The sequence below is a fragment of the Streptomyces sp. NPDC056527 genome, assembly GCF_042794475.1.
Taxonomy (GTDB): Bacteria; Actinomycetota; Actinomycetes; order Streptomycetales; family Streptomycetaceae; genus Streptomyces.
On the sequence record NZ_JBHTTQ010000009.1, the window covers coordinates 48,493 to 71,620 of the forward strand.

Annotated in this window: 23 protein-coding genes; 18 read left to right on the forward strand and 5 right to left on the reverse strand. The window is 67.0% G+C overall.

What is annotated here, in order from left to right:
• The first annotated feature begins 72 nt into the window (after nt 1-72).
• Together ACFQ7Q_RS07630 and ACFQ7Q_RS07635 are read left to right on the forward strand one after the other, a co-directional pair.
• Complete coding sequence (locus ACFQ7Q_RS07630; RefSeq protein WP_383551020.1) at nt 73-1,038, forward strand: DNA adenine methylase; 966 nt, start codon at nt 73-75, stop codon at nt 1,036-1,038.
• A 32-nt stretch (nt 1,039-1,070) separates the two neighbouring features.
• Complete coding sequence (locus tag ACFQ7Q_RS07635; RefSeq protein WP_383551022.1) at nt 1,071-1,766, forward strand: hypothetical protein; 696 nt, start codon at nt 1,071-1,073, stop codon at nt 1,764-1,766.
• 337 nt (nt 1,767-2,103) lie between these two features.
• Here the strand turns inward: ACFQ7Q_RS07635 and ACFQ7Q_RS07640 are convergent, their stop codons facing one another.
• From ACFQ7Q_RS07640 to ACFQ7Q_RS07655, 4 genes are all read right to left on the reverse strand, one after another.
• Nucleotides 2,104-2,643 carry a flavoprotein gene (locus ACFQ7Q_RS07640; protein ID WP_383551024.1) on the reverse strand — a complete coding sequence of 180 codons (540 nt, stop codon included), beginning with the start codon at nt 2,641-2,643 and terminating at the stop codon, nt 2,104-2,106.
• Between the two features lie 203 nt (nt 2,644-2,846).
• Nucleotides 2,847-3,026, reverse strand: a complete 180-nt coding sequence (locus ACFQ7Q_RS07645; protein WP_383551026.1) for a hypothetical protein — start codon at nt 3,024-3,026, stop codon at nt 2,847-2,849.
• A 311-nt stretch (nt 3,027-3,337) separates the two neighbouring features.
• Nucleotides 3,338-3,994: a hypothetical protein gene (locus ACFQ7Q_RS07650; protein WP_383551028.1), complete on the reverse strand. Its 657-nt coding sequence runs from the start codon at nt 3,992-3,994 to the stop codon at nt 3,338-3,340.
• Between the two features lie 345 nt (nt 3,995-4,339).
• Nucleotides 4,340-4,900 carry a tyrosine-type recombinase/integrase gene (locus tag ACFQ7Q_RS07655; RefSeq protein WP_383551030.1) on the reverse strand — a complete coding sequence of 187 codons (561 nt, stop codon included), beginning with the start codon at nt 4,898-4,900 and terminating at the stop codon, nt 4,340-4,342.
• Nucleotides 4,901-5,622: 722 nt separating this feature from the next.
• Between ACFQ7Q_RS07655 and ACFQ7Q_RS07660 the strand changes: the two genes are divergently transcribed.
• From ACFQ7Q_RS07660 to ACFQ7Q_RS07685, 6 genes are all read left to right on the forward strand, one after another.
• On the forward strand, nt 5,623-6,291 hold the full coding sequence (locus ACFQ7Q_RS07660) for a hypothetical protein (RefSeq protein WP_383551032.1): 669 nt from the start codon (nt 5,623-5,625) through the stop codon (nt 6,289-6,291).
• A 119-nt stretch (nt 6,292-6,410) separates the two neighbouring features.
• A complete protein-coding gene (locus tag ACFQ7Q_RS07665; protein ID WP_383551034.1) occupies nt 6,411-7,310 on the forward strand; it encodes a serine/threonine-protein kinase in 900 nt (299 codons plus the stop codon).
• A gap of 668 nt (nt 7,311-7,978) precedes the next feature.
• Entirely contained in the window at nt 7,979-8,383 is a 405-nt protein-coding gene (locus ACFQ7Q_RS07670; RefSeq protein WP_383551036.1) for a hypothetical protein, read from the forward strand.
• Nucleotides 8,384-9,144: 761 nt separating this feature from the next.
• Nucleotides 9,145-9,579 carry a hypothetical protein gene (locus ACFQ7Q_RS07675; RefSeq protein WP_383551038.1) on the forward strand — a complete coding sequence of 145 codons (435 nt, stop codon included), beginning with the start codon at nt 9,145-9,147 and terminating at the stop codon, nt 9,577-9,579.
• Between the two features lie 391 nt (nt 9,580-9,970).
• A complete protein-coding gene (locus ACFQ7Q_RS07680) occupies nt 9,971-11,920 on the forward strand; it encodes a tetratricopeptide repeat protein (RefSeq protein ID WP_383551040.1) in 1,950 nt (649 codons plus the stop codon).
• Between the two features lie 252 nt (nt 11,921-12,172).
• Nucleotides 12,173-12,949: an NUDIX domain-containing protein gene (locus ACFQ7Q_RS07685; protein WP_383551187.1), complete on the forward strand. Its 777-nt coding sequence runs from the start codon at nt 12,173-12,175 to the stop codon at nt 12,947-12,949.
• Here ACFQ7Q_RS07685 and ACFQ7Q_RS07690 read toward each other — a convergent pair.
• A complete protein-coding gene (locus tag ACFQ7Q_RS07690; RefSeq protein ID WP_383551043.1) occupies nt 12,933-14,069 on the reverse strand; it encodes an XRE family transcriptional regulator in 1,137 nt (378 codons plus the stop codon). The genes ACFQ7Q_RS07685 and ACFQ7Q_RS07690 overlap by 17 nt on opposite strands.
• 617 nt (nt 14,070-14,686) lie before the next feature.
• Between ACFQ7Q_RS07690 and ACFQ7Q_RS07695 the strand changes: the two genes are divergently transcribed.
• The 10 genes from ACFQ7Q_RS07695 to ACFQ7Q_RS07740 all read left to right on the forward strand — a co-directional run bounded on the left by ACFQ7Q_RS07695 (nt 14,687) and on the right by ACFQ7Q_RS07740 (nt 23,071).
• Nucleotides 14,687-14,947 (forward strand): hypothetical protein, encoded by a 261-nt coding sequence (locus ACFQ7Q_RS07695; protein ID WP_383551045.1) that lies wholly within the window; start codon nt 14,687-14,689, stop codon nt 14,945-14,947.
• Nucleotides 14,948-15,458: 511 nt separating this feature from the next.
• The gene (locus ACFQ7Q_RS07700; protein ID WP_383551047.1) at nt 15,459-16,379 is read left to right on the forward strand and encodes a hypothetical protein; all 921 of its coding nucleotides are present in this window, start codon (nt 15,459-15,461) and stop codon (nt 16,377-16,379) included.
• Between the two features lie 32 nt (nt 16,380-16,411).
• Nucleotides 16,412-16,738, forward strand: coding sequence for a hypothetical protein (locus ACFQ7Q_RS07705; RefSeq protein ID WP_383551049.1), 327 nt, complete (start codon nt 16,412-16,414; stop codon nt 16,736-16,738).
• Between the two features lie 80 nt (nt 16,739-16,818).
• Nucleotides 16,819-19,080: an FtsK/SpoIIIE domain-containing protein gene (locus tag ACFQ7Q_RS07710; RefSeq protein ID WP_383551051.1), complete on the forward strand. Its 2,262-nt coding sequence runs from the start codon at nt 16,819-16,821 to the stop codon at nt 19,078-19,080.
• Nucleotides 19,081-19,309: 229 nt separating this feature from the next.
• Nucleotides 19,310-19,921 carry a hypothetical protein gene (locus ACFQ7Q_RS07715; RefSeq protein WP_383551053.1) on the forward strand — a complete coding sequence of 204 codons (612 nt, stop codon included), beginning with the start codon at nt 19,310-19,312 and terminating at the stop codon, nt 19,919-19,921.
• A complete protein-coding gene (locus ACFQ7Q_RS07720; protein WP_383551055.1) occupies nt 19,918-20,265 on the forward strand; it encodes a hypothetical protein in 348 nt (115 codons plus the stop codon). Before ACFQ7Q_RS07715 ends, ACFQ7Q_RS07720 begins: the two co-directional genes overlap by 4 nt.
• Nucleotides 20,262-20,504, forward strand: coding sequence for a hypothetical protein (locus tag ACFQ7Q_RS07725; RefSeq protein ID WP_383551057.1), 243 nt, complete (start codon nt 20,262-20,264; stop codon nt 20,502-20,504). The genes ACFQ7Q_RS07720 and ACFQ7Q_RS07725 overlap by 4 nt, the downstream gene beginning before the upstream one ends.
• A gap of 85 nt (nt 20,505-20,589) precedes the next feature.
• A complete protein-coding gene (locus ACFQ7Q_RS07730; protein WP_383551059.1) occupies nt 20,590-21,480 on the forward strand; it encodes a DNA primase in 891 nt (296 codons plus the stop codon).
• Nucleotides 21,477-21,686 carry a hypothetical protein gene (locus tag ACFQ7Q_RS07735; RefSeq protein WP_383551061.1) on the forward strand — a complete coding sequence of 70 codons (210 nt, stop codon included), beginning with the start codon at nt 21,477-21,479 and terminating at the stop codon, nt 21,684-21,686. The genes ACFQ7Q_RS07730 and ACFQ7Q_RS07735 overlap by 4 nt, the downstream gene beginning before the upstream one ends.
• Complete coding sequence (locus ACFQ7Q_RS07740; protein WP_383551063.1) at nt 21,683-23,071, forward strand: phage/plasmid primase, P4 family; 1,389 nt, start codon at nt 21,683-21,685, stop codon at nt 23,069-23,071. The genes ACFQ7Q_RS07735 and ACFQ7Q_RS07740 overlap by 4 nt, the downstream gene beginning before the upstream one ends.
• Nucleotides 23,072-23,128: the final 57 nt, after the last annotated feature.

Below are 23,128 nucleotides of genomic sequence, written 5' to 3' on the forward strand. Positions count from 1 at the left end.
GAATGCGGCGCGGTCCGATCGGTGTTCTCGCGCACACCAGGGGCGGATACGCCGGACGGTAGACTGCCGCCCATGACCCTGGCCTCCCTGGACACCCCGCACACCCCCTGGAAAACAGAGGGCCCGCGCACCGTGGTCCAGGCGTTTCCCTATCAGGGAAGCAAGCGAATCCTGGCCGGTCAGATCCTTTCGCTCTTCCCCGACGGGAAACTCCGGCGACTCGTGGAACCATTCGCCGGCTCGGCGGCGATCTCCCTGGCCGCTCGCCATTACGGCATCGCCGACCATGTGAGCATCTCGGACGTCAACGCACCTCTCATGGGCCTTTGGCGGATGATCGCGAGCGAGCCGGACGAGCTCATCGCCTCGTACGTACACATGTGGCACGAGCAGCAGGAGGATCCGCGCGCGTACTACCTGGAGGCGCGGGAGAAGTTCAACCGGACGCAAGAGCCGGATCTCCTTCTGTACCTCCTGTGCCGATGCGTCAAGGCGGCCGTGCGCTACAGCAAGACCGGAGCGTTCAACCAGGGAGCCGATCACCGTCGACTGGGCGCGCGCCCGAAGGTGATGTCGGAACGCATTCTCGCCGCGTCGAATCTGATGAGGACGGCGGAGATCGTCACCGGTTCCTACGAGGATCCCCTCGTGAACGCGGACGCTGAGGACCTCGTCTACATGGACCCCCCGTACCAGGGAACGAGCGACGTCCCGGACCACCGCTACCTCAAGGGCCTCACCCGCGACACCTTCACGGACTCGCTCCGGAAGGCCGTCGACAACGACGTGTCCTTCATCGTCTCGTACGACGTGGTCACGGCGGACAACAAGTACGGCTTCGCGCTGCCGGACGAACTCGGACTGACCCACCGCCACATCGTCGCCGGCGTGTCTTCGCAGGCCACGCTGCAGGGCAAGAAGAAGACGACGGTGGAGTCCCTCTACCTCTCCCCCGCGCTGGTACGGCGCCTCGGCGGTGCCGAGGAACTCGACAGGCGGATGGGACAGACGGCGTGGCACCAGGACAGCCTGGTCTAGCCTCATGATCATCTTCGCTCTATAGTCTCGCCATGGCGAGCTACAGCGAAGAATTCGTTGCGTGGATCACAGCACTGCCCATGACGTCACGCGCCCGAAAAGCGTGCGATCACCTGCTCGAATTCGGCTCGCTGACCACGGAACAATTGGCCGAAATGGGCTACAACCACGCCCCTCGCGCGATCGGGGACTTGAAGGACGCGGGAGCGACCGTCGCGAAGGACAATGTCAAGAGTTCCACCGGCAGAACGATCGCGCGCTACACGCTGGTGGAGGAGATGACGGTCGGCAAAGCCGGCCGCATCAATATTCCGAAGAAGTTCAGGGAGACCTTGAACAAGGAATTCGGAAACAAATGCGGGATATGCGACGGCGAGTTCGAGAGCAGGGAACTCCAGGCCGACCACCGGGTCCCCTTCCTGATCGGCGGAGACAAGTCGGAGCTGCGGCTGGAGGACTACATGCCAGTATGCGCCTCCGACAACCGCTCGAAGTCCTGGTCGTGCGAACACTGCCCGAACCTCGCGGCCAAGGACGAGTCGATCTGCGGGACCTGCTTCTGGGCCTTCCCCCTCACCCACACCCACGTGGCCACCCGCGAGGAGCGAAGGCTGTCCATCACCTTCCAGGGCGCGGAGATCGAGACCTACGAATCCCTGAAGGCCCAGGCGACCCACGAGGCTTCCTCGGTCGCAGACGTAGCCAAACACCACCTCGGCACCCCCTGACGCACCGGCCTGCCACGGCGACTCGACGGGACGAGGTGCCGTGGCTTGAGCCGGCGGCTTGATCGGACGGCTTGATCGGACGGCTTGATCGGACGGCTTGATCGGACGGCTTGAGCGGACGGCTTGATCGGGGCCGCGGTAGCCGCCACTGAGCGACGCCGCCCCTCCCGTCCCTCCCCAGGGCGGCATCGGCATGGAAAGGCCAGCTCGGAGCGGAAGGGGGCGGCGTGGGCGCCGGAGGAGCAGCTCGGGGCGGCCTCGGCGTGGGAGGAGCGCCGCTCCGCCGCCGGCGGGTGCGGCTGGGGGCTGACGGGGGCGGCTTGATCGCGCCCGGGAGTCAGGGGCGGGGCGGCAGGCCCCGTACGGCGTCCAGCGCCGCCCGCCACGGGTACGCCGCCGGATCGCCCTGGCCCGGCTGGTTCGGCACGAACCCTCCGTCCCCGTACAGCACGGTCACCCCGGCGCCGCGAAGCGTCTCCACCGACCGCTCGAACTGCGGGTGCTGGACGTAGGCCGCGTTCACGCACGGCATCACCACCATCGGGATCCGCTTCCCGATCCCCTCGGCGACGACCCCCACCACGAACTTGTCCGTGATCCCGAGCGCCCAGGCGTTGAACGTGGAGAACGTGGCCGGCGCGAAGAGGATCGCGTCCGCCTCCGGCCACACGTCGGGCTCGCCCGGCAGCCTGTAGTCCCAGCGCACGGGATGCCCGGTGAGCGCGGCGAGGCCGTCGAGGGACCTGTCGAGCCAGCGGGCGGCGGTCGGCGTCAGGCCGAGGCAGACGTCCCATCCGTCGGCCTGGGCATCCTCGACGACGCGGGCGATGTCGAAAACGGGCGACGCGGCGCTGCTGAACAGGTACAGAGTCCTCATGCGCCTATCCGATCACACGCAACCGCCCCCGCTCGGAGTGGAGTCGGGGGCGGAGGATGCGCGACGCACGAGCCGCCACCCGAACACGCGCCGCAGGCACACACGGACCCGAGCAGGGCAGGTGTGACCTGCCCCCTCCCCAGGCCATCAGGAGAGCGAACCTCGCACAGCACAGGGCCCCTTCCGATCGCGCGTGATCGGTGTCAGCCCTGATGAGGCAGGGGGCCTTTCCCCTGCTTGTCTATCGCGGCGGCGAGGGCGAGGAGCGCCTCGACTTGAGCCATCCGTACGCGTGTCTCGGCAGAGAGCCGGCCCTTCTCTCCCCGCTCGGCAGCGTCGAGCAGCTCCTGAGCCTTGTGCGCATGTGCGGCGTAGTCAGCCATGAGACCTCCGGTGTGGGTGATCCGAACCGTAGCGCCCACAGACGCCCCGCCCCCGCGGCCGAGCAACGAACAAGGCTCAGGCTCCCGTTTCGATCCCGGCGATCTGAGGCATTCGTCGCGCGTACCAGCACGGACACTGGCATCGTCTCGCCGGCCACGCATGGATGCTCAAGATCACGCGCGTGAATGAGGCACACGCGGCTTACGCGAAAGGCGCGCAGCCGGGTACCCGCCGTTCCTCCTCGGATGCGTCCCGGCCTCCGCCCCGGCCCGGCGGCCGCGCGGGGCCGGGGCTTTGGAGGCTGGGCCGATCACGCGTCGGGGTTCATGCCCTGGGCGGTCTTCTTCAGCCGGTCGATCTGGAGTTTCGCGAACTCGTTGTAGTTCGGCTTCTCCACGAAGGTGCCGTCGCCGTTCACCACGGCGACGACGCTGCCGATCCGCATCATGACCATGGTCTCGCCGTCGGCGTCCTCGAAGGCTTCGGTCTCCTCGGCGCCCGCGTCGACCTCCACCGGCTTCACCTTCTTTCCGCCCTTCTCGGCCTTGCTGCGCTCCTCGGTGACCAGGGCTTTGTACGTGGCGCTGGCGTCGCCCGGGCTCTGGAAGGCCAGGATGCCGAAGACGACCTCACCGTTGTACTCGGAGCTGTCGCTCCGGCCGCTGTCATCCGTGTCGAAGTCGGTGCCGCCCATACTGAGCAGCCCGCCGCAGTTGGACTCGGTCGATCCGGTGCACGCCTCGACGGCCTCGTCGCCGACCTCGACCTCGATGTCGTCGCCCTCGAAGCCCTTGGGGGCGCTCGCCTTGCTGGGGAGAGCGGTGCGGACCATGTCCGGCGTCAGCGTGACCGGGGGGTTGTCGCCCTCCCCGCGGAAGGCATCCAGGCCGTCGTCCGAACTACCACACGCCGTCAGTACGGCCATCAGCACCACTCCGGCCACGATCCCCCGTGCTGCCTTACTCAACGTCAACCCCTCGCACTCATCATCGATTTGACGTGGACACTCAAGCGCATGAGGCCTGATCACGCCAAATGCATCTCACCCGTCGCCTGCCGTCGCACCCCGTTCATCTGAAGCGGCGGCTCGTCGCCGGGTTCGTGTCCCCTGTCGTGGTGCCAGTCCGACCTGTTGCGGCTACCGGATGGAGTCACTACATGCGCCGAACTTACAAAGCAGATGTCGGCGGTTCGAAACCGTCCGCGCCCACCAGCAGGAAGCACGACGAAGGCCCAGGTCACCGGCACTGAACCGGGAGCCTGGGCCTTGTTCGTTCCTCAGCCGAGACGGCGGGGAGAGGTGTCGTGCCAGTTACGTGCCAGATGCCTCGCCGGTCTCCGTCGGCCGGACCTTCCTGATCTGCTCGTCGACGTGGGCGGCGATCGCGTGATCACGGCCGTTCACCAAGTGCTGATAGATCAGCGCGGCCCGCACCGACGAGTGCCCCATCCGCTGCATCAGCTCACGCGTTGTGGCGCCGCCGGTCGCGGCGAGGGTGTTCCCGGTGTGGCGCAGATCGTGGAAGTGGACGTCTCCGAGGCCGGTCTTCCTGAGGGCCTGCAGCCACAGACGGCGGAAGTTGTTCCGGCGCAGCTGCCCGCCGCGTGCCCCGGTGAACACCAGCCCGGTGCGACCCTGCTCGGCGTAGACGGCGAGATGAGTGGCCAGGCTCTCCGCCAGGGAGGCCGGGAAGGCGACGGTCCGCACACCGGCCGCGCTCTTGGGTGCCTTGACCAGGATGCCGTCGGTGCGGGTTTCGGCAAGGGCACGCCGAACGGCGACGGTTCGCCGATCGAGGTCGACATCATGGCGCTGAAGCGCGGCGAGCTCCCCGAAGCGAAGGCCGGTGAAGGCCGCCAGCAGGATGAACACCCGAAAGCGGGTAGGTACAGCGTCGGCGAGCTGTAAGACATCGGCAGCATCAAGGCACCCGACGGCTCGGCTTGATGGGTGGTGAACCCCGAGGGTGACCGGGTGAGTTCGCGAAGTTCGGGTCAGGACGATGCCTCCGGCGGGGGCGCTCAGGCTCCGGTACGGCGGGGGCCCGTGGGCGACTGCGGGAAGCGCCGTGGTGAGGGGGCCCATCCCGTCTGCCATCGCCCCTGGACAAGCCGAGCAGACACGAGTCCTGGCGTCCAGGTCGTTCGTAGAGTGGCGCGCTCCACCTGGGAGCCAGGACCCGCGCCTACTCCACATACGTGTGGGTCGACGGCAGACGGGATGGGAGCCAGGGCTAGCCGCGGGCAAGGCCGCCGGGTCAGTGACCCGTGACCGATCCGGCTAGGGCCAAAGCAGGGCGATCAAAGTGTCGGCGGCTGGGGGGCGCGCGTGGCAACGGCACGGGAGCCGCGTCCGCTGCGGATGCCGCAACTCACCAACTCACCAGGTCAGCGGACGCGCCGACGGCCTCCTCCATTCAGCGCAAGAATTGTTTGCACCGATGTCAGTCTCGGGTAGTCAGAAATTCCGATGCGCCGAGTCTCTCGTCTGCCCTGCACTTCGACCCCGTCCGACGCGATGCCATGAACACGGAACTGATTGTCGCTTCCCTATCCGGTGCTGTGGCCCTGGTAAGCGTTGCCTATAGCTCGCGAGTGAACAGGAAGAATTCCTTCCTTAAATCCGATCTGGATCGACAGACCGCTGAACGCAACCGCTTGCAGGAGCGGCAGGACGTCATGAGCCGCTTTCGTGACCCCCTGCTCTGGGCCGCCTTCGACTTCCAGTCCCGCCTCTACAATATCGCCGGGCAGAGATTTCTGAGAGTGTATTTCGTGCACCCTCGCGACCAGTTGTACGCAGTGCGCAGCACCCTGCACGTGCTTGCCGAGTACCTGGGATGGGTCGAGATCCTCAGGCGCCGGATCTATTTCCTTGATCTCGGCAACAAGGAGGCGAACCGGAGAATTGTGGCGCTGCTCGCACGCATTGGAAGTGTTCTGAATGATGACGCCTATCCGGATCGGCACTTGCAATTATTTCGCAGTGACCAGAGGGCCATCGGGGAACTCGTCATCAAGGAGGGGGGAGACGCCGACGGCTGCATCGGATACGCGGAGTTCTGTGCGCGACTCGAATCTGACCCAGAGTTCGCCACTTGGTTCACGTGTCTGTCCGACAGCATCGCCGCACTGGCTTCGCTCGAGGGGCGGCATCCACGCTTGGTAGAGCTGCAGGTTGCCCTGATGGACTTGATCGACTTCCTGGATCCCGAACAAGAGCGCTTCCCGCAGAAGCGCCGATTCCGGTTGGACCACCCGTAGAAGCGGTCTCACGCCCCACTCCCCTACCGCTTCACGCCGACGGTGTGGCAACAGGCACGCCGGGCGCTGACTAGATAAAATGGGATCGCGCTAGCCCTAGCCCTGCGAGGTGGTGGCTGATGGAACGCATACCGGATAGCAGTGGGCCGTATGGTCACCCTTCCGCCCCAAGCCGAGCGCATATTGCATGGTATGAACTGGAAAGCGAGATCGGGCGCGGAAGGACTGGGATTGTCTATCGAGCCAGGGACCTCAGGCTGGACCGCACCCTGGCACTGAAAATACTGGCGCCGGGACTGGGGCGTAATGAAGCGTTCCGCCGACGCTTCGCGCATGATAATCGCATCACCGCTGCGATAGACCATCCGCATATTGTGCCTGTATTTGAGGCGGGAGAAGCAGACGGATCGCTTTACATCGCCATGCGCTACATCGCTGCGCCGAACTTGAGGGAACTCCCCAATCAATCTGGAGCGCTCTCGGTGGCCGGTGCGATACGCATTGCCGGGCAGGTCGCATCGGCTCTTGACTCCGCACATAGGCGCGGAGTGGTGCATGGTGATGTCAGTCCCGGTAACATCCTCGTTGTCAACAGCGCCGACGAGGACCGTCCACAGTATTCCTACCTCACGGACTTCGGAATCGACATACGGACACTGACGGAGAATTTCACACGAACAGGTCAGTTCGCAGGCACGCTCAACTATGTGGCGCCGGAGCAGATATCTGGCCATCCGGTGACCAGGGCCGCCGACCTCTACGCCCTGGCCTGCGTTGTCTACGAAGCTATTGCCGGCGATCCAGTTTTCCAACGCGATGGATGCACGGCGCTGATGTGGGCGCACCAGCACGATGATCCGCCTCCCCTGTCCCAGAGGCGGCCCGGGATCACCCCGCATGTTGATGATGTGATGCGCACTGCTCTGGCCAAGGCCCCTGACGATCGATACGGCTCCTGCCTGGAGTTTGTGGAAACGCTGCGGGCTGCCGTTGTCGGGCCCGAGGTGTTGCCCACCTGAGCCGCGTGACCCGCTGGAGCCCCGCCCGCATCCGGATCTGTTTCGGCAGCTGACATCCAGGCCTGACATCAACGGCAGTGGAAGCGGGCAGCCTTGAACTGCCTCTCATGACCGATGGCTCAGCAGGCATCCACCGCTGACACCGCAATTGATCGAACTTGCAAAGTAGATGTTCGGTCGAAACCGTCCGTGTCCACCAGCAAGTAGCACGACGAAGGCCCTGGTCACCGGCACTGAACCGGGAGCCTGGGCCTTGTTCGTTGCTCGGCCGCAGGCTAGCGGGGGAGAGGCGCCTGTCAGTTACGGGTCATGGCCCCTGGTGGGGTGTAGCGGCGGGCGGCTGTTCTCCGTCGTGGTGTCCGTCGCGTGAAATGGTGAAGGCATGGACTGTCGCGTGTCCCGGGGCGGGAAGCGGTTTGCGATGGATGGGATCCATGGGTCATTGGCGGTCCGTCGGTGACTGACCGCTGTGGTTGCGGTACTTCGCTGCTGTTCTGCCTCATGCCCGGTGAAGTGTGGTCACCGGCGACCGAGACTTGAACATGTTCAAACTCCGTGCCAGGGTACGGCGTGGGTTCTTGAGCCCATCGGTCGCGCATGCGGCCTGCGGGACCCGCTAGGGGTGGAGTGTGTTGCGTTCCAGTCGTACTGCGCTGATCTTGCTCGCCATGACCCTTGCCCTCACGGCCTGCGGCAGGCTCTACGACCTGCCGCCACCTGAGGGCGAACCGGTCGTTCTGAAGCCGGCCGAAGTCGCGACCACGTGGACCGATGCAGACGGCGGCACCCTCACGCTGAAGCAGGACGGGACGTTCATCGCCGACAAAGTCTGCATCGCCGTCGGCTGGTACGAGGGTTTGACCTGGTCCGGAGCAGGCGTCTGGGAGCAAGGCTCCAACAAGGAGCAAAGCTTCGTCGGCGTGACCTTCGACCACGCCCACCCCGAAACGGGTGAGCGGGGGCCCGACTCCTACGCCGCCTTGAGGCAGGGCAAGGTCCTGAAGCTCTGGGCCGCCGTCGGCGATCCGGACCACGATTATCCGAACTGCGTCCTGACCAACTCGGCGAGTTGACCCGACTGCCGCGTGGCCGGGTGAGGTGTACGTGGTCCGGCATCGCACTTGCGTGGTTCTCGTCGATCGTGTCCGGCGTGGCCAGCGTCTCTCGCGGTGTCCGTTGCGCCGGCTGGTGCGGGACTCCGTGTGCTCGTTCCACTCTGCGCTGACCCGGGCGGCGGCCTCCGCCTCGATCAGTTCCTGCGGAATGCGCTCGCACACCGCGCCGATTGTCTCGACTCCATCCGCCGCACTGGGCATGCCGCCGGGCTCCCATCCATGCTCAACACCAGGAGCTGATCCTGGCGCAGGGGAATCCTCCTGGCCCACCAAGTACGCCAACGTTGCCGTCAGAGACTACCGTCGGACGGCAGGTGCACCCTCGGGGTTCAGAAGGTCTGCGGGTGGACTTCATCTAGTTTCTGAATCTATTGCGACTCAAGCGACTCATCGCGTCTCAGTACAGGTCAGAGGGGGTACCCACGAGACGAGGATCGCGACTCATCGCCTCTCAGATCGCGACTCAGCCCGCAACGCAGAAGAGTCCACCGCGCGCGGCGGTGGTCTCTTCAAGAACGACGGCGCCCTGCCCGCCATCGAGGGACCAGAGTGCACTGCTGGTTACTTCCACCTCCCAGCACATAGAGCCGGAGCGTGTGACTACAGCGCGCCCGCTTAGGCATGAAGTACCAGAGGGGGAGGTTTGTGGTTCGGCTGATCGGACGAGGGCTCTCGTCCTACGCTGGGCTTCTTGTCCGCTGGTTTGTGGAGGTGTTGTCGTGCTGGTTGAGGGTCTGATGGCTGTGGCTGCGGCTGGTGGCGGGGCGATTGTGCAGGCGGCGGCGACCGATGCCTGGGCCGGGATACGCAGCGGCGTGGCGCGGATCCTCGGTCGCGGCGATACGGGTCGTGAGCAGGCGGAGTTGGAGCGACTGGATCAGACGCGGGCCGAGTTGGAGTCGGTCGGCGACGGTGTTGGGGCGGAGCGGGTGCAGACGGTTCTGGTGACGCGTTGGCAGACCCGTCTGGAGATGCTTCTCGAGCAGCTTCCGGAGGGAGAGCGGCAGCAGGTGGCTGCTGAGCTGCAGGCTCTGGTCGAGCAGGCTCGATCCCAGGCTCCGGCACAGAGCACGCACAACGACTTCAGCAACGCGACGTTCACCGACAGCCAGGTTCTCGGCAGCGGCACGCAGAACAACACGATCAACCGGTAGCGAGACGGGCAGCATGGGGACGAAGAAGAAGTCCGGCAAGCGTAAGAGTGGCGGTACGAAAGACAAGCGTCCGAGGCAAGGGCAGCGGATCGGGAGCAACTTCGCAGGAGCGTCGTTCGAGCATAGTCAAGTGCTCGGTAGTGGGACGCAAACCACGAATACTTACGTTCAGCAGTACGCGCCAGTTCCCACTGCTTTGGATGCTTTGCCGCAGTTGCCGACCGGGTTTACGGGTCGCGATGACGATCTTGATTTTGTCATAGGGGTACTAGATCCTAATCGCGCTAGCGGACCTGCTGTAGCCGTGCTATCAGGGTGGGGTGGGGTCGGAAAGACTACTCTGGCCTACGCGGCCGGACACAAGGCACAGAAGCAAGGCTGGTATACCGGCGTGCTGCTGGTCGACCTACGTGGATACGACCCAAACCCAACCCAAGCGGATGACGCTTTGGAAGCACTTTTGCGATCACTTGGAGTGCATCCTAACCATCTTCCGCCGCCCGGCATGGGGCGGGAAGCTTTGTATCGGTCACAGTTGAATGCGCGGCAAGAGGCAGGTGAGCGATTGTTGATAGTGGCTGACAACGCTTCCTCCGTCACTCAGGTGCAACCCTTGCTACCGCCAGGGAATCACGGGATGCTTATCACTTCCCGGCATCGCCTTACAGGACTGGGCCGGATGCGGACCATCAATCATCTCCAGCCTGAGGACTCTGTTGCCCTGCTGGATTCAGCGCTGAAAAGTAATGATCCTACCGATGTAAGGGTAGGTCAGGAACCGGATGCGGCTGAGCAAGTCGCTTTGGCTTGTGGATATTTGCCGCTGGCTCTCCAGATTACCGCAGCACTCTTGGCTCAAGATCCCACCCAGCCATTGTCGGAGCGCGCTGAAGCGCTTTCTCAACCGGAGGATTCCCTTAACTATCTGGACGATGGTGAACGTAGCCTGCGCACCACCTTTGATCAGTCTCTAGAGCGCCTCTCTCCAAAAGAGCAGGAACTTTTTCGCCTGTTGTCGCTCAATCCGGGCCCCGATATCGCAACCGCCGCCGCAATGGTGCTAGTCGATCAGTCCCAGTCGGCTACTGAACTCCTTTTGGGGAGGCTAGCCGCCAGTCATCTAATTGAACGAAATGCCATCGTCCGCAACCGCTGGCAGATGCACGACCTCCTGCGCGCCTATGCTCTCGAACAAGCTGAAGCAGTTATGGATAGTGGGCGCGCTCCACGCCGCCGCTATGAGCAAGCGCAGGCTCGGCTTCTCGACTACTACATAGAGCACGCCCAGGCAGCTAATAGCCACTTCGGGTTTTATGCCGGGCGGCCTGCCTCCTCGCGGTTTGCAGACTTTAGGCAGGCTGCAAATTGGTTCGACGCTGAACGTGAAAACCTCATTGCCGCCGCCCACATCACCCCTCACGCAAGCCGCGACCTAAGTTTCGCGATTCACTACTACTTGCGCTGGCGGCGGCACCTCAGAGACCTAGTTACTGTTACCTCCCTTGCTCTTGACGCTTGCGCTTCTCTCAAAGACGCCCGAAGTCAAGTTAACGCCTGGAATAACCTTGGCCACGCCCTCAACGAAGTGCGCCGATTTGATGAAGCCCTCCAAGCTCACGAAACGGCCCTTCGTCTATACAAAGAATTTAGGCTCACCCGAAATGAAGGCGCCTTCTGGGATGGCTTGGGCGTCACGCTTCAAAGATTGCATCGTTTGGATGAAGCCCTTGAAGCCCATCAAACTTCCCTTCGCCTGCATCAGCAGAGTGGCCAAATTAACGATGAAGCCATCTCCTGGAACAGCGCTGGCCTCGCACTTAAAGAGCTAGGTCGCTTCGATCAAGCTCTTGAGGCCCATCAAAAAGCTCTCCGTCTGCACCAACAGGCTGGCGACCATATAAATGAAGCCGGCGCCTGGCATAATCTCGGCCTCACGCTTAATAAGCTGCGCCGCTTCGATGAAGCCCTTCATGCTCATCGAACGGCCCTCGATTTCCATCAACGGTCCCAGGACATCCATAACGAAGCCGCCGTCTGGAATAATCTTGGCGCCACGCTTCGAGAATTGTGCCGCTTCGAAGAAGCCGCCGCTGCTGGTAGGCGAGCTGCTGAAATTTTTGCTGAGATTCAGGACTGGTTCCAAAGTGGTGAAGCGTGGGGTGAGTTGGCTGCGACCCTAAGTGCATCGGGTGCCGAACAGTGCCAGATTCAAGAGGCATGGGAGAGGTCTTCTGCGGCCTACGCCCGTGGTGGCGCCAGAGAAGCTGCAGCCGATTCCCGCGCAAATGCCGAGAGATGCATTGCATCACGCGCTGGCTCAGATTTCTCCGCGCAGAGCTGAGAGTCGCCAAGGCGCCGGGATTGTGTCGCCTGAGAATGTTGAGGCTTGCAAGTAGTTCTGTCGAATCCTCGCCTCTAACCTGCAAGGAGTCAAAGCGATTTCCTTTAGAGTCTAAATTTGATCTGCGCACGTAATCCGCTTCAAGGTGAGTGAGTGATACTCAGGAGAGAGGTTTGCATGGCTGAGTCACCCGTTCCGCCCTCCGGATACGCTAGCTACCACCAACCGACGATCCGGGAGTGTGCGCTAAGGATGGGACCCAAAACGCAGAGGGTCTACGAGACGATCCGGTCGTGGATCGAGTCCGGCCGCTTCAGCCCAGGCGACAAGCTGCCGTCCGAACGAACTCTGAGCGCCGAGCTTGAGATCGGCCGTACCGCGCTGCGTCAGGTACTCGCCCGACTGTCGAATGAGCACTACATCAAGGCTCACGACCGCAGCTCCTACCGCGTCCTCGGCGGCGAGAGCGTCCCGACTCCGGTGGAGATGGAGCCGTGGAAGATCTACGGCGCCCGGCACGTCTACGAGAACCGGTGGGTGAGCCTGGAGCTGGTCGACGTCGAGCCCCCCGGCGTCGATCGGTTCGAGCACCATGTCGTTCGCCTGTTCCGCGTCGCGGTCACCGCCGTGATCGACGACCAGGACCGCGTGCTCATGCTGTGGCGGTACCGCTTCGTGCCGCAGCAGTGGGGCTGGGAACTGCCTGGCGGAATCGTGGATGGGGGCGAGGACGCCGCAACCACGGCGGCCCGCGAGACCGAGGAGGAAACGGGGTGGCGTCCCGGCCCCGTCGAGCACGTGATCAGCTACCAGCCGATGATCGGCATGGTCGACTCACCCCATGAGATCTTCGTAGCCCATGGCGCTGAGAAGGTCGGCGAGCCGACCGACGCCGAGGAAGCCGGGGAGATCGCTTGGATCCCCCTCGACGACATCCCACACCTGATGGCAGAGGGCAAGCTCATGGGATCCGGGACACTCGTGGCTCTGCTCCACATCCTCGCGTCCCGAACTAGAGGCGCCCGGTAAGAAGCTCCACACGCCGGCGGTACCGCACGGAGCCCGTGCGGTTCGCCAGCAACCGGGCCTTCTGGAGATGGGACCGAGCGTCATCCAGCTCACCGCGGGCGAGGTGCGCCTGGGTGAGGTCACAGTGGATGCCGGAGTTGGCGCGTACGAAGGTCTCGTCGGCGCTGCGGAGCGACGCGTACAGCTCCTCCATCGCTGAGGCATCTCCGAGCTTGGCCAGGACGTTCCCTCGCCACCTCGACAGGTGACCGGTGTTGAGGAAGATGCTCAGCATGTCGGCGTCGCGTACCTCGCCGTCGTCCGGAAGAAGCTCGGTCGCCCGCACAAGAGCCGCCCTCGCGGCCGCCTCCATCTCCGGGCCGCCGACGGCAGCACACAGTTCGGCCTCAGCCGCCGCCAGCCATGCCCTGAGGCGGGGTGACTGGCGTTCGGGGTGGGTGCGCTGCGCGTCTCTCACCAACTCGACTGCCAGCTGAGGCCTACCAGCGTCCGCGAGTACGTACGCCTGCTCGCCCATGGCGTGCGCCAGGTACAACGGGGACTCGGCGTCCTGCGCCGCCTTTTTGGCGAGCTCGTACCGCCGCCATGCCCGATCCACGGCGCCGGCGTCCAACGCTTGCCAGGCTGCGAGGGTGGACGCTCCCGCAAGGGCGGCTGCGATAGGCCGTCGCGTCCCTGGCAGAACGGCGAAGGTCAACGCTTCCTCCATCGCCACCAGATGGCCGTTCATCTGGTCGACCAAGCCAGTTGCGCCCATCTGGCGGTCCATGGTCCGGAGTAGCTCGGTCTGGGCCAGGAACGACGGGACCATGGACTGACTCAGGCTGCCGGCCGCGTCGATCCGGCTCAGCAAGTCCGCATAGCCGTCCGCCTGAAGCGCGGGGGCCTCGTCCTTACCCCGCAGCTCGACGTCGGTGGCGCCCAGGAGTGGTCGCAGGATCCCGGCGTAACGATCCGTGATGGTGCGTCGCCCGTTCTCCCACTCCGACACGTAGGTCTTGAGGCTGGCCGCGGATGCGATGTCGATCAGCCGCTGCTCCGCGAACCGCCGCATCTCATGGATGAGTCGGTCCTGCGACCACCCTCGCGCGGTCCGGATCGCCTTTAACCCCTTAGCCACGCCGCCTCCGTAGAGCCGCAGGTGAGAGCTGGTTAACACCCTTGAGGTTAACCCCAGTTGCCTACCGAGACACCCCAATTGGGCCGTTCTCTGGAGGAGTACACCGACACGCAATCCGAACCAGGGGTTGCATCTGGTGCGCACCAGATGTCAATCTATTGGTGCGCACCAGATGGGCCGCAATGGCCCTGACGGGGTGTGCTCAAGGCGGGGACGCTGCGATCCCGCTGAAGGCCAGAGGACAGGGCTTCGGCCCGACTGGCGAGGTGGCCCGGTGACCGCGAGCAACGGCCGGAGAGTGGGGACGAGGTCCCCCTTGCAGCGCTCCATCCCTTTGCCCGACGCCCAGGAGGTCCTGATGTACCGACGAAGAATCCAGGCGCCGCCCCCGCTCGACCGGCGAGGCGGCCGCGCCCACCGCGTCATCTAACGCCCGCAGTCGTTCGGCTGCGGCCGGTTGCCTCCTCCACCTGTCCGCGCCCTGTTCGCGGGGTGTGTACGGGCGGGGCGGCGGGGAGCCGGAGAACCCCACTGCGCTCCAACGGCAAGAGGCCCCGGTGCTCGAACACCGGGGCCTCGGTTCGGGCCGTCCCAACCCGCGAAAGGAAGTACGACCCATGAACGTGATCGTTGCTGGCCAGAGGATCGTTACCGGAACCGAGCTCACTGAGGCCGGGATGGGCTGCGTCTTGGAGCCGGTGGAGTTCGACTCGGCCGTCGGCCAGGACGCGCTGCGGGACATCGTCGGCGCCCTGGAGGAGGCGGCTGACACGGACGTCGACGCCGAGGACCTCGCCTACTACCGGAGCCTGCTGGGCGCCCGGGTGCTGTCCTTCCCCCGTCGCTCCGCCCAGCGCTTCGAGCGGGGTGCGGCATGAGGACGCTCGCCCAGATCCTGCTGTTCGTCCTCACGGTGCTGGAGCTGGCCCTCGGCCTGGTGGCCGGAGTCGTCGCACTGGCCAGCCTGATCACCGAGACCGTGGCCAGGGCGATCGCGGCCGTCGACGAGCGGTTTGCCCGCCGCTTCTGCCTCGCCCGGGTCTCGCCCCGACTCCGTGCCGAACTCGCTGATGCCCTGTCGGGGATCGCGTCCCCGACGGCTGGGGGACCCGATGAGCTCGTACCCGCGAAGAGCGCCGCGCCGACCGGGCAGCCGAGCGCGCCCAGGACCGCGAGGACCGCCGCCTGGAGCTCGATGCCGCCCGTGAGCGGGAGAAGGCCCGGGCCGAGGAGAAGCGCAAGGACGCGGAGGCCAACCGCCGCCAGGAGCAGGCCGACAAGAAGGCCCGCGCGGCCGAGCTGCAGGCGAAGAAGGCGGCGGCCGCTGCGAAGCGCGCGAAGCTGATCCGCTGGCTCAAGGCCAACCCCGCGACGCTGTTCGTCGGGTTCGTGATGGTCGCCTCGATCGTCCCGGCGGTCCTCTCCCAGATCGGAGCGCTGACCGGCGCGACGGTGGCGGCGCCGATGGCCGGCCTCTTGGCCGCGATGCTCGAGGGTGGCGCCTGGGCGATCACGTTCATGGGCAAGCAGGCCGAGGACGCGGGCCGTGAGCCGAGGAAGTACCGGATCGGCACCTGGGCCGTCTCCGCCGTGGCGGCCGCGGTGAACTTCTGGCACGGCCTGGAGGCGTACGGCGCCCACCCGTGGGTCGCGTTCGTCCTCGGCGCGAGCTCGCTGTTCGCGATCTACATCTGGGACCTGAAGACCCACGGCAGCCACGGTGAAACCCGGGCCCAGAAGCGCGAGGAGAAAGCCCGCCGCGAGCACGAGGCCAAGCGGCGCAAGCACCACAAGCCGATCGCCGAGCAGGCCGACAAGCTCAAGTCCGCGCTCCCGTACGGGGCGATCACCGACGAGCAGGCGTTCGCCGCCGCGTGGCGCATCCACACCGGCGCCGAGCCCGGCCTGAGCGCCGAGCTGTACGCGACCGCGACCAACGCCGTGCTCCAGCTCGGGGCCGCGTTCGAGCTCGGCGACAACGTCCGCGACGAGCTCCTGCAGACCGGGCTCCAGGCCGCGAAGTTCAACCCGCTTCCCGAACTCACACAGGTGCCCGAATCCCAAGCGGGAATTGGGGCGAAACCTCCCGAGAAGTCCGCTGAGCAACCGCGCCGGGACACCCCGGCGGGACGGTCCGACGACGAGCTGAAGGAGCTCCTGCCGGACGCGCTCGCGGCCGCCGCCGAGCTCGTCGCCGAGGGCAAGCAGATCTCTGCTGCGGGTCTCGCGAAGAAGCTCCAGATCCGCCGCGAGGACGCGTTGCGACTGCGTGACCTCGTCATCGAACAGCGCCACCTGCACGTCGCCTGAACCACCCCACCGCACCTCAGGGAGGGCCCGTCATGGGTCTGTTCAGCCGCAAGCCGCTCGACCCGCAGTTCGTCACCGAGAACGTCGCCGCCGCCGACCGGTCGGACACGTCGGTCACCCGCACGACGCCCGCGCACACCGTCACCTGGCCGGTCGCCCCGTCCGGCATCCGCACCGTCCTTGTCGAAGGCGCCCGCTCGCCCCAGGACGCCGTGAAGAAGGCGCTGAGGGACCGCCGGGGCATCGAGCGGACCACGACCCGCGGCTACCGCGTCAAGTTCGAGGCGACGCCCGAGGTCTGGCTCATCGACTCCACCGGCGCCCGGCACGTGGCCGGCCCGCACCTCGTCCAGTCCTGACCCACCCCTGAACGCGGGGCCCGGCCCTCGCCTGGCAGCACCGGCCGGGCCCCGCTACCTCACCAGGAGGCAGAGCCAGCATGACCGAGCACATCGCTGAGAACACCACCGCCCCGGCCGAGCCGGAGGGCGCGACCGTGACCTACCTCCACCCGCAGACCGCGCAGTGGACCGACTGGGCCGAGACCGCCGACGACACCGAGGCGCCTGTGCCCGCCACGGCGGACCGGACCCTCGTTCTGGAGACCGCTCGCGTCATCCTCGACAAGCCCCTCGCCCCGGCCGCACCGGCCCCGGCCAGGCCGGTGGAGAAGGTCGACCTGGACGCGTTCGACGACGCCCCGCTCATCCCGGCGTGGATGAAGTCGCCCGAGGGCTGGGCCGCCTGGGCCGGGGTCTTCTACCGGGCCCGCCGGCGGGGCTTTCGCCGCTGGGTCCGGCGCCAGGCCACGGACAAGGGCCACGTCCGCCAGTTCGGCCGCGGGGCCCGCCGGATGCACGAGTGGGTCGTCGGCTTCGAGGGCGTCCGCGTCCAGTCCGCCGCCCACACCGCGCACGTCCTGACCCGCGAGGCGAGGGCCGCGTCCCGGCACGCCCGCTTCACTCCCCGCATCCTTGGTAACAAGAAGGAGCTGGCGATGAAGTCGGCGCAGGCGGCGACCGCGGCCGCCGAGCAGGCCGTCGCGCTGCACAAGAAGGCGAAGAAGGACCGTAACCGCGCTCGGAACCTGCGCGCGGGTGTCGTCTACGGTCCGCCGCTCGCCGCGATGGGCTCCGGCTACGCCACGGGCGGCGGCCTCGGCCTGGCCGCCGGTCTCCTCGCCACCTTCTCCGGCGGGGCGTTCGCCGGGCGCAAGCCGTACGAGGAGGACGCGGACTGGACCTCGGAGTGGCGTTCGCTCGGCGACGGCGACCGGATGACCGCCCCGATGCTCGACTCCGCGTTCCGGGCCGCGAAGGTCATCGGGTCGGAGGAGACGCTGCGCGTGGTGCAGATGCCGATGCTCGACACCCGCGGGGCCTGGACGGCCGTTCTCGACCTTCCGCCCGGCATCCCTGCCAAGCGCGCGATCCGCGCGACCGACGAACTGGCCGCCGCGTTCGGCGTGGAGGAGGCCCAGGTCTCGATCGCGAAGAAGGGCCGCTCCGGCCGGATCGAGCTCTACGTGAGCCGCGATCTGCCGTTCACTGACAAGGCCAAGCCCGGCCCGCTCCTCGCTCTGGAGGCGCCCGCCAACTTCTGGGGCCCCATCTCCATCGGCCCCGATGTGCGGGGACTCCCGATCTCCATCTCGGTGGTGGAGCGCTCGATCCTGGTCGGGGGCGAGCCCGGCGCGGGCAAGTCGGCCTCGGGCAACACGATCCTACTTCACGCCGCGCTCGACCCGCGCGTGATCCTGTGGTTCGCCGACGGCAAGGGCGGTGGTGACCTGGAGCCCTTCGAGCCGCTGTGTGAGGCGTTCGAGGGCGACGCGGATCCCGAGGCGCTCTACGCGATGCTGCTCGACCTCATCAAGGACATGAAGCAGCGGTACGCGCTGCTGAAGAAGCTCGGGAAGCGGAAGGTCACCGAGGAGCTCGCCGACCAGCACCCGGAGCTGCGCCAGCTCCTGCTCTGCGTCGACGAGCTGATGTTCTACACAACGGACGAGGAGTACGGAAAGAAGATCACCAAGGCGCTGCGGAACCTGGTCTCCCGGGGCCGCGCCGCGGGCATCGTGACCTTCTGCGCGACCCAGAAGCCCGGCTCCGACGTCGTCGACACCAGCCTCCGCGACCTGCTTTCCATCCGGTGGGCGCTGCGCTGCACCACCCCCGAGGCGTCCGACACGATCCTCGGCAAGGGCGCCGCCGCCTCCGGCTACTCCGCGAAGACCATCCAGGCCGAGATGCGAGGCGCCGGCTACCTCTGGGCCGAGGGCACCAACCCCCAGATGGTCCGCGCCGACTACTACACCGACGAGAAGGTCGAGACCCTCCTCGCCCGGGCCACCGAGTGGCGCCGCAAGGCCGGGACGCTCCCCTCGGCCCCGCTCACGCTCGCCGAGCAGCTGCGGGGCCGGGGCGACGAGGACGCGCTGATCCTCGCCGACGTCCTGGACGTCTTCACGGCCCACGCCACCGAGACCGGCCCGGCCGAGTGGCTGCCCGGCCAGCTCCTGGTCGACGAGCTCAGGACCGCCGGCCACCCGGTCACCGCCGAGAAGCTCGGCGCCCTGGTCGTGCGGACCGACGCCGACAAGGCCAAGCGGCCGTGGGGCGAGAAGGGTTCGCGCCTCGCGGGCTACCCGCTGGAGCGGGTCGAGGCCGCGGCGGCCGCCCGATTCGGGCTCACCGCCTGATTCCAACCCGGACAACACCCGGACACCCGCCCGGATATGCCCCGATTTGACCGGGGGCCGGGCGGGCCCGGACCCGGACACCGAAGCCGAGACCCGGACGCCCTGCGTCCAGGTCGGCCCCGGATCCGTCCGAGTCGCCCAACTCCCTGACCTGCGACAACGCGCGCCCGTCCGGGCTCCGTCCAGGTCTCCGCCTTAGGCCAAACTGGCATATAAGGAGTCAGGCACCGTGACCGCCCAGACCCTCACCGCCCCCGACACCACTAGCCCCGAACTCGCCGACGAGGCCGCGCTCCTGGTCCGCGAGATCGAGCAGTACCTCCTCGCCCGCGTCCGCACGACCGCGCACCCGCTCGTCACCAAGACCACCGCCGAGCTCGTCGCCGAAGCCCTCGGCACCGCCCCGGTGCTGACCGGAGACGAGTTGTCTTCCACCCCAGTCCTCACCCCGCCCGCGCGGGCGCTGCGGCTCCTGCCCGACTGGGTCCTCGCCTTCCCGCTGCTCCGTCAGCTCCACGGCGGCGGACGGCACATCGAGGTCGCCGAGCACCTGGAGCTCACCGCCCTCGTCATCGAGCGCTACGGCTGGGCCCAGGGCACCGCCCGCTCCACGTCCGGGCGCCGCTGCATCCTCGGCGCCCAGGCCGTCCTGTTCCGCCTCGGCTACGGCAACGAGACCACCGCCCGCACCGCCGGCACCCGCCTCCAGAACGCCCTCGCCCGCCGCGGCACCACCCAGCCCTTCCACCACTGGAACGACGCCACCAGCCGAACCCAGACCGAAGTCCTCGCCCTCGTCCGCGAAGCCGCAGCCGCCGCCCGACAGGAGACGCAGCGATGACCACCCACCTCGTGACCAGCCACGGCGCCGACTTCTTCGGCCAGGACCGCCACCCGCTCACGTTCATCACCGGCCTCGCCGACTACGTCACCGGCGTCGTCCCGTACAACCAGCGCCGCCAGCTCGTCGAGCTCCTGGAGCACGCGGCCGCCGAGGGCGCCCAGTTCACGCCTGCCCAGGCCGAGGCGATCAGCGAGGCGCTGATGAAGGTGGCCCGCCACCGCTTCACGAAGCCCAAGATCGCGGCCGCCGCCCGGCTCCTGGCCGAAGCCGCTGGCCGCGCGGCAGCTGATGGCGAGGCCTGGACCTGGACCCTCACCGACGACAAGGAGCTCGCCGCATGACCGAACGCTGCGCCGCCGCCCACCACACCGACCCCAACCCCTGTGAAGGCGCTGCCGACGCGGTCCTTCTCCGCGACCGCAAGGGCGCCGAGAAGCTCGGCTGCGTCCACCACGCCGCCCGCCTCCTGGAGACCACCCCCTGCACCGCGTTCCCGGGCCCGAGTGCCTACGTCGGCTACGAGTTCACCACCGACGCGGCGCGTGAGGCGCTCATCCGTGTCCGTCGCATGACCTCGTAGATACGCCGAGGGCGGCCCCCGTCTCGCCAAAGTCCGGGGCCGCCCTCGTCTGCCAGCACTTTCGAGAGAACTGGAGACACCCAGCATGACCTATCCCACCTCGATCCGGCGAGACGGCCGTCACCTCGCCACAGCCCTGTACCTCGCAGCAGGCCTCATTCCGGTGCTGCCACTGCGGGCGGGGAAGGGCCCCTTCGGCAACTGCCCCGACTGCACCGACAACGCGTGCGGTGGCCGGCCGAACATGAAGACCCCCGGCCCCTGCGTCTGCCCGCGGCCGTGCCACGGCTGGGCCGCCGCCACCGCCGACCCCCACATCATCGAGTCGCCTGCCTGGGCCAGCGCCTGGGTGCACGCGGTGACCGTCGCCTACCACCCCGGCGGGGCCGGAGTGACCGTGGTCGACCTGGACGACGCCGACGCCGTCGACTGGGCCCGCACCGCCCTGCCGCCAACCCGAACCGTGATCACGACCCGCGGGGAACACTGGATCTACCAGGGCGTGATGCGTTCCGCCAACCACGTCCGGCCGGGCGTCGACATCAAGTCCCTCATGTCCTACGCCCGTTGGCTCGGTTCCGGTACCGGCACCATGGCGGTGCTGCCGCCGGCCGTCCTCGCCCTGGTCGTCAAGGAAGAGTCCACCCCAGCCCGCAAGGTCGTGGATTCTTCCGCCACGTCCCGGTGGGACCGGAGTGTGGCCACCGGCTGCCGCCACACCGACGGCTACGTCCGCACTGGCGTCGACCGCGGTATCGCGCTCGTCCAGGCCCGAGCCGAGAAGGGCGCTGGGACGGCCGCGTACGGAGCCGCCCGATTCCTCGCCAAACAGCACACCGCCTGCCCCGGACCCTGCGGGCTCGACGCCCTGGGCGAGGACATCATCGACGCCGCCGTTTCCGTCGGCGTCCCCGAGCCGTATGCCCGCCGGGCGGTCGTCAACGGCCTCCAGGATGCTCTTGGAGCGACCGCGTGAGCGCCACGGCTGATGGGCCCCGGATCGTTGCCCTGCTGCGGATCTCCGCGCCGGGAGGGGACACGACTCCTTCCGTGCGCTCGTGGTGCTCCTGCGGGCGGGACCTGGTGGCGTTCGGGCAGCGCAAAGCCGCCGCGCTCATCGCCGACCACACCCGCCACCGCACCACCTGCCCGCTGTTGCCCCACGGGAAGGAAGCCGCGTGACCGGCACGGAGGAGCTGCCCTCGCCATCCAACCCGATGGCTGTGGCCCGCAAGCTCGTTCCCGCCTGGCACACCGAGGACGGACAGCTGCGCCTGCGTCGTTGGCGGGGGTCGTGGATGCGGTGGACCGGAACGTGCTGGCGGGAGTACGACGAACAGCAGATGCGCGCCGGGCTCTACAAGCGCCTGGAGCACACCACGTTCTGCGCCGGCGTCGACAAGAACGGGCTGCCGGAAGTGCGGGAGTGGGCGCCGACGAAGACAAAGATCAGCAACCTTCTCGACGCGCTGAGCGCCATCACCTTCCTGCCCACCGACACCGACGCCCCGGCCTGGATCGACGGCGAGAGCGGCAAGCACGACACAAGCCCGATCGTCGCCTGCCGCAACGGACTGCTGAGAATCCGGGACCGCAAGCTGCTGCCTCACGGCCCCGGGTTCTTCAACCTGGTGTCCGTCCCATACGACTACGACCCCGACGCGACCGCGCCCGCCTGGGAAGCGTTCCTCAACGGGATCTGGCCGGACGACCCCGAGTCCATCGCCGCCGTCCAGGAGTGGTTCGGCTACGTGCTCTCTGGCCGGACTGACCAGCAGAAGATCCTGCTCATGAAAGGACCGACCCGCTCGGGGAAGGGCACGATCGCTCGGATCCTGAAGGAGCTGGTCGGCAAGGAGAACCTCGCCGGCCCGACGCTCGCCGGACTGGGCACGAACTTCGGGCTCTCCACCCTCGTCGGCAAGCCGCTCGCCGTCATCTCCGACGCCCGTCTGTCCGGCGACGGGGGCCAGGTCGTCGAGCGGCTGCTGACGATCTCCGGCGAGGACACCATCGACATCGACCGGAAGTACCGCGACGTCTGGACCGGCAAGCTGCCCACCCGGCTCATGGTTCTCACCAACGAGCTGCCGAACTTCGGCGACTCCTCCGGCGTCATCGCCCGCCGGTTCATCGTCCTCAACATGACCGTCTCCTGGCTCGGCAAGGAGGACACCGAGCTGACGGAGAAGCTCGCCGCGGAGATGCCCGGGATCATCAACTGGGCCCTCGACGGCCTGGCCCGCCTGGAGCGCACCGGTCGGATCACCGAACCGGCTTCCTCGCAGGACGCGGTCATGACCATGCAGGACACCGCCTCGCCGACGTCCGCATTCGTCCGCGAACGCTGTACCACCGGCCACACCCGCGAAGTACCCGTCGACGTCCTGTGGGCCGCCTGGCGGGAGTGGGCTGAGGACAACGGCGTGCGGTCCGTCGGCACCAAGCAGCTCTTCGGCCGCAACCTGCTCTCCGTCGTCCCCCAGCTCCACCGCACCCGACCCCGCGACGCCTTCGGCCGGCAGGTGGCCACGTACGCCGGAATCACGCTCAACCCGATCCCCTGAGCCGCTCTGAGTCGCGATGAGTCACGACTCAGCGCAATGTATCTCCAACTTTTTCGC